Below are 4,930 nucleotides of genomic sequence, written 5' to 3'. Positions count from 1 at the left end.
CAAAAATTAATATGAAACAGAATAATAGTCCAAATAAGAATAAAACAGATGGAGGATATTCTACGTGTAATAGTTGGCCAATCCAATTTATAATTTTTTCAGTAGAACTTAAAATAGCCATTGCAACACAAACAAAAATCCATAAAATAGCATATTTAGTTTCTAAAGCTCCACGACGAATGGAATTAATAATTAATAAAAATAATAATAGAATGAAGATAAATGAAAAGGTAATTATAGGCATTTATTATCAACCTTTCACAATTTTTTGCATCAATATAGCAAGGCTTACTTTAATCATGTAATATGCAGATTTAAGAGGTGTGATAGAAGATTGTCCCCCTTGACGCTCTTGCATATTTACGGATATTTCATTAATGCGTAATTTTTTCTTTTTTAAATGAATAAGGACTTCTGGTTCTGGATAATCTTTTGGATAATTATGTGCAAAAATCTTAATTACTTCTCTATTGATAGCACGATACCCAGAAGTTGGATCCATAAAGGTTTGTTTTGTTAGTACTTTCAGTAGAGCAGTAAAATAAAAAATACCAATTCTTCTAGAAATACTACCTTTATAGGCTGTTTTCTCTGTAAAACGTGAACCTAGCACCATATCGCATTGGTCTTCAGCAATAGGTTTTATAATTTTGTACAAATCATCAGGATTATGTTGCCCATCAGCATCGAACTGAATCGCAATATCATATCCATTCTCATAAGCGTATTTATAACCAGTTTGTACAGCTGAGCCAATACCTAGGTTATATGGTAAGTTCACAAGGTGAACAGGAAAATCATTTACGATTTGAGCTGTTTTATCATGTGATCCATCATTAATAACGCAAATGCTTAATTCTGTAAAATGCTGTTTTAGTTTTAATAATCTTGTTAATGTATCTGCAATTGCTTCTTCCTCGTTATACGCAGGAATAATAATTAACGTTTTTGGTATTGAAATTGGTACCTCAATAGACATTATCGCACCATCCCTTATATACTTAATTATATTATAGTTATTTTTAAACGAACCTTATCTAATATACCATTAATAGTATAGCAAAATAAAGGAAAAACTGGTGGATTATTTTAGGAGACAAACAGTAAATAAAAGATAAGAGGTGGAATTTTTTACAATAAAAAATACATGCAAGGATGAAATAAACCTGTGCATGTATGAAGTGAGAGTATCGTATTATATATTCCATGGCTTACTTAAAGTTAAAACTTCAGCCATCTCTTTACTTTTTAAACGTCCCTTTTTTCGGTTTTCCGCGCGTTCTAAACCGGTTGTGTGTAACCAATGTTCTTCTTCAGTTTCAGGAAGTACTTGTGGTACGGATGAAGGTTTTCCATCTTTTATTGCCACAAATGTAATGAAGCAAGTAGCAGCAATTCTACGCTCGCCTGCTAATAAGTTTTCTGCGATTACTTTTACGAAAACTTCCATTGAAGATTTCCCTGTATAACATACAAATGCTTCATAACAAACAGAATCAGCTTGGTGAATTGGAGTTAAAAAATCAACTGAATCAATAGATGCTGTTACGCAATGTTTACGACTATGTCTTGCAGCCGCAATTGAAGCAATACTATCAATTTCTGCTAATAATTTCCCTCCAAAAAGTGTTTGGTGATTATTTAAATCGTTAGGAAAAACACGTGTTGTCTTAATTGCTTTAGATTCTCGCATGAATTTCTTTTCCATATATTCAGCCCCTATAGTCTGTTTTCAATCAGAATAATATGTGTAAGCAGATTACTCATATTAGATATTTAATGAAGTAAAGTGTATTCCAAAAGAGGATTATTTAAACTTCTGTATTTGTATTCATGTAACTGAAAGAAAATTTATTTTATCTAAAATGTAGTGTAAAAGAGGATTCGCTTACATTGCAAGTAAAAAGTAATGACTATGTATTTGTCATAGAAATTCCCTATCAGCCGTGTACCCATTCATGATAGAATCGTTTTGTTATGAATGGAAATAGAGGTGCAATGGACATATGAATCATATACAAACAAATTTTTCATCTTTCTTCAATAAAATTACAATCGGTGCGATGCTCGCATTTTTTGTTTATAGTTGTTGGGCAGCATTTGAGACAAGTAAGCAATTTTTTGGAGGAAGTACAACAAGTGTAACAATCATATTAGCAATTTTCGTCATACTTATTTTGTTAGTGGCATCAATTCTACAATATCGTTTTACAGATAAACAATTTCTTATTTTTCTTATAAGTATATCTATAGTTGTGAGGGTTAGTATGCTGTTATTTGTAGATGCTCCAATAATTGGTGATATGAAAGTGATGTATGAGTCTGCAAAGCAGATTGCAATTGGTAATAATATAGGGACTGTAACTCATTTGCCTTTTATTATATATGAGTCGGTAATTATTCGTATATTTGGTGATTCATTATTCGCTTTACAACTATTTAATGTGCTATTTTGCACAGGAACAGCATTATTTATTTATCGTATTGCGGGAATGGTTTTTGGAGAAGAATGCGGTCGTATTGCTTCTATCTTTTATGCTCTGTATATTCCAAATATATTCATGAGTTCCGTATTAACTCCTGAATCACTTGCAATATTTTTATTTTATTTTGCTTGTTACATACTTTTATATAAAGGATTAGATCATCCTTATATGTGGGTGTTTTCAGCGATTTTATTTGCATTTAGTAATATGGTTTTCCCAATGGGATTATTTCTTCCTATTTTTATTACGGTATATGTATTATTAATCGAAGTATTTCAATCAGCAACGAAACAAAAGGTGTTACTAAAAATGATAGGGATACTTATTCTATTTTATAGTGCCCATTTTAGTGTGAATTATGGAATTAAGGCAATGGGATTGTCACAATATACGATTTCAAATGAGACGTATGTTCAATCTGTTTTAATTGGAAAGACGCAACATGAAGAAAAAATATCGAAAAATCAAAGTGTAACAGAGCATATTGATCAAAAGTTAAAAGAGATTGAGGGAGAAAGATTTAAACTTTTAGAGCCGATGATAAATCAGTTTTCAGATGAAGGGGTAAATTCTATTCTTTTCAAATGTGAAAAACTGATATATATAGCCGTAACATTGTTTATGACTATAGCTCTATTACACTTCCTTATTAAGAAACAACAAAATGAGGGATATATGTTGTTCTTATTTTTAATTAGTGGCTACGTATTGTTAAAGCTCTTTCAAGTAGATATGGCATATTACAATGTAATTATGCCGGCATTGTTCATTTTGCAGAGCTTTGGTGTTTATATGAGTTATGTGTATTGTCAAAAAATATTTTTCAGAAAATAAAAAGAATCCATTCTGGATTCTTTTTTTGATGGAAGATGAAATTTAGTAGTCAGTACAGATGAAAAGTATGCCTGACTTGAATTTGATCCCGCTATTTTCCAGGCAGTAAGACCCCCACCTCAAAATCAGCGAAAGCAAAGAAGTTAGGTGGGGGGCGGGCTGCCCGTAAAAGCCCGATTGGTGAGGGCTGATAATCAACGGGGGATGAACAAAACCCCCGTTGATTAAAGTTTCACTTTATCTTATCGATTTAGTTCTAGTTGTAAATTATCGGCTGTTAGAGCCATTTGTGAGGAATCATCTTGAATTCCTTTCATTACTTGTGAAATAGCTTGTAGCTCGTGTTCAATTTTCTTATTCTGTTCTTTTGAGTTAGACATATCTTTTACAATTTCTTGGAAGTATCGATCTGTTGCTGACATACTATCCGTTCCTTCCGATACGAGAGAGCTAATTTGTTTCACGGAAGACGAGACACGGGTAATTTGTTCATTTGTTTTTTCAACGAGCTTTGTAACGTTAAATATAGATTCTTTCGTTTGCTCTGATAATTTTCGAATTTCACCAGCAACAACAGAAAACCCCTTCCCAAATTCTCCAGCACGTGCAGACTCGATAGCTGCATTTAGTGCGAGTAAATTGGTTTGCTCCGCAATCGATTTAACAATATCTATGATTTCATTAATTTTGTTAGAAATATTAAGGAGTTCATGAGTATCTGTAATAATCGTTTCCATATTCATTTGAATAGATCCCATTCGTTTGTTTTGCTGGTTTAATTGTTCTTTCCCTTTATTGGCTTTTTCTTCAGATGTTGTAGCTAATGATGTACCTGTTTTAGCAATCTCTACAATAGTTTCAGATTTGGCGGTTAGTTTTTGAATAGAAGAGCTTGTTTTTTCAGATACAGCAGCTAGTTCTGTTGCGATATGCGTAATTGTCATAGCAGTTAGTTCTTTTTCTTTCTCATGCTCTTTTTGCATTCTTTCATATTCAGATTCATAAGCTGCAAGAACAAGTTCTTGTTCAAGAGTAAATAATTTATTTATAACATTTATAGAATAGGAAAAATCATCGATTGTCGTTATTTTTGTTTGCAAAATCTTCATGATAGAGCGGAACAATTCTTGATAAGCAGCAGTATACCATTTTCGATGTAAACCAATTTGTACATGCCTTTTGGCAATCCTAACACGCTGTTCAATAAAATCTTCATGCATATTGCCGCTGAATAATTCTTTAATATGTGTTTTTAAAGTTTGTTTTAGTTTTGGAATAGAGCTGTAACGTTCAATAATAGTAATTAAATTAGGTTGTTTTGTAATGTTGGCATAGAATTTTTCAGTAATCCAATCAATTTCTGCATAAATAAAAGGCTGTAGTACTTTTACAACTTGTAAATCTTCTTTTGAAATATGTAGCATATCCATTTGAATTTTTAATTCAGAATTAGTAGGGACATTAAAAGTTATTTGTTGGTCCTTACTTAATTCGATTATACTGGCATTTGTTTTATTAATATTTTTTTTGAAAACCCCAAGCATCATTCTTCCCCCTGTATATAAAACGTCCCTACTAATTCTGAATTAAAAATTCAAATGGATATGCTA

General features: G+C 31.7%; 5 protein-coding genes and 1 pseudogene. 1 reads left to right on the top strand and 5 read right to left on the bottom strand.

Features of this window, described 5'->3' with window-relative positions; translation table 11 throughout:
• The 3 genes from ABWK52_RS01315 to ABWK52_RS01305 form a co-directional block, all read right to left on the bottom strand.
• Positions 1–244: DUF2304 family protein (locus tag ABWK52_RS01315; RefSeq protein WP_353771865.1), on the bottom strand; the 244-nt coding region annotated here is incomplete at its 3' end.
• 6 nt (positions 245–250) lie between these two features.
• On the bottom strand, positions 251–979 hold the full coding sequence (locus ABWK52_RS01310; protein ID WP_000021476.1) for a glycosyltransferase family 2 protein: 729 nt from the start codon (positions 977–979) through the stop codon (positions 251–253).
• 216 nt (positions 980–1,195) lie between these two features.
• The gene (locus ABWK52_RS01305; RefSeq protein WP_000412120.1) at positions 1,196–1,708 is read right to left on the bottom strand and encodes an acyl-CoA thioesterase; all 513 of its coding nucleotides are present in this window, start codon (positions 1,706–1,708) and stop codon (positions 1,196–1,198) included.
• A 298-nt stretch (positions 1,709–2,006) separates the two neighbouring features.
• Here ABWK52_RS01305 and ABWK52_RS01300 point away from each other — a divergent pair, with 298 nt between their 5' ends.
• A complete protein-coding gene (locus ABWK52_RS01300; RefSeq protein WP_061655694.1) occupies positions 2,007–3,320 on the top strand; it encodes an ArnT family glycosyltransferase in 1,314 nt (437 codons plus the stop codon).
• Between the two features lie 242 nt (positions 3,321–3,562).
• Here the strand turns inward: ABWK52_RS01300 and ABWK52_RS29695 are convergent, their stop codons facing one another.
• Together ABWK52_RS29695 and ABWK52_RS29690 are read right to left on the bottom strand one after the other, a co-directional pair.
• Positions 3,563–4,369 (bottom strand): methyl-accepting chemotaxis protein, encoded by an 807-nt coding sequence (locus ABWK52_RS29695; protein WP_374221796.1) that lies wholly within the window; start codon positions 4,367–4,369, stop codon positions 3,563–3,565.
• A pseudogene (locus tag ABWK52_RS29690) lies at positions 4,367–4,744 on the bottom strand (protoglobin family protein); the annotation flags it as partial. The pseudogene ABWK52_RS29690 and the gene ABWK52_RS29695, both read right to left, overlap by 3 nt.
• Between the last annotated feature and the right edge of the window lie 186 nt (positions 4,745–4,930).

Source organism: Bacillus sp. AP50 (assembly GCF_040492675.1).
GTDB classification, from domain to species: domain Bacteria; phylum Bacillota; class Bacilli; order Bacillales; family Bacillaceae_G; genus Bacillus_A; species Bacillus_A cereus.
The sequence above is the reverse complement of the archived record's forward strand: the minus strand, read 5'-3'. Positions and strand labels throughout refer to the sequence as shown.

Bases quoted from the DNA above. Each gene is read 5' to 3' on its own strand.
- ABWK52_RS01310 (WP_000021476.1), bottom strand. From the start codon at position 979: ATGTCTATTGAGGTACCAATTTCAATACCAAAAACGTTAATTATTATT.
- ABWK52_RS01305 (WP_000412120.1), bottom strand. From the start codon at position 1,708: ATGGAAAAGAAATTCATGCGAGAATCTAAAGCAATTAAGACAACACGT.
- ABWK52_RS01300 (WP_061655694.1), top strand. From the start codon at position 2,007: ATGAATCATATACAAACAAATTTTTCATCTTTCTTCAATAAAATTACA.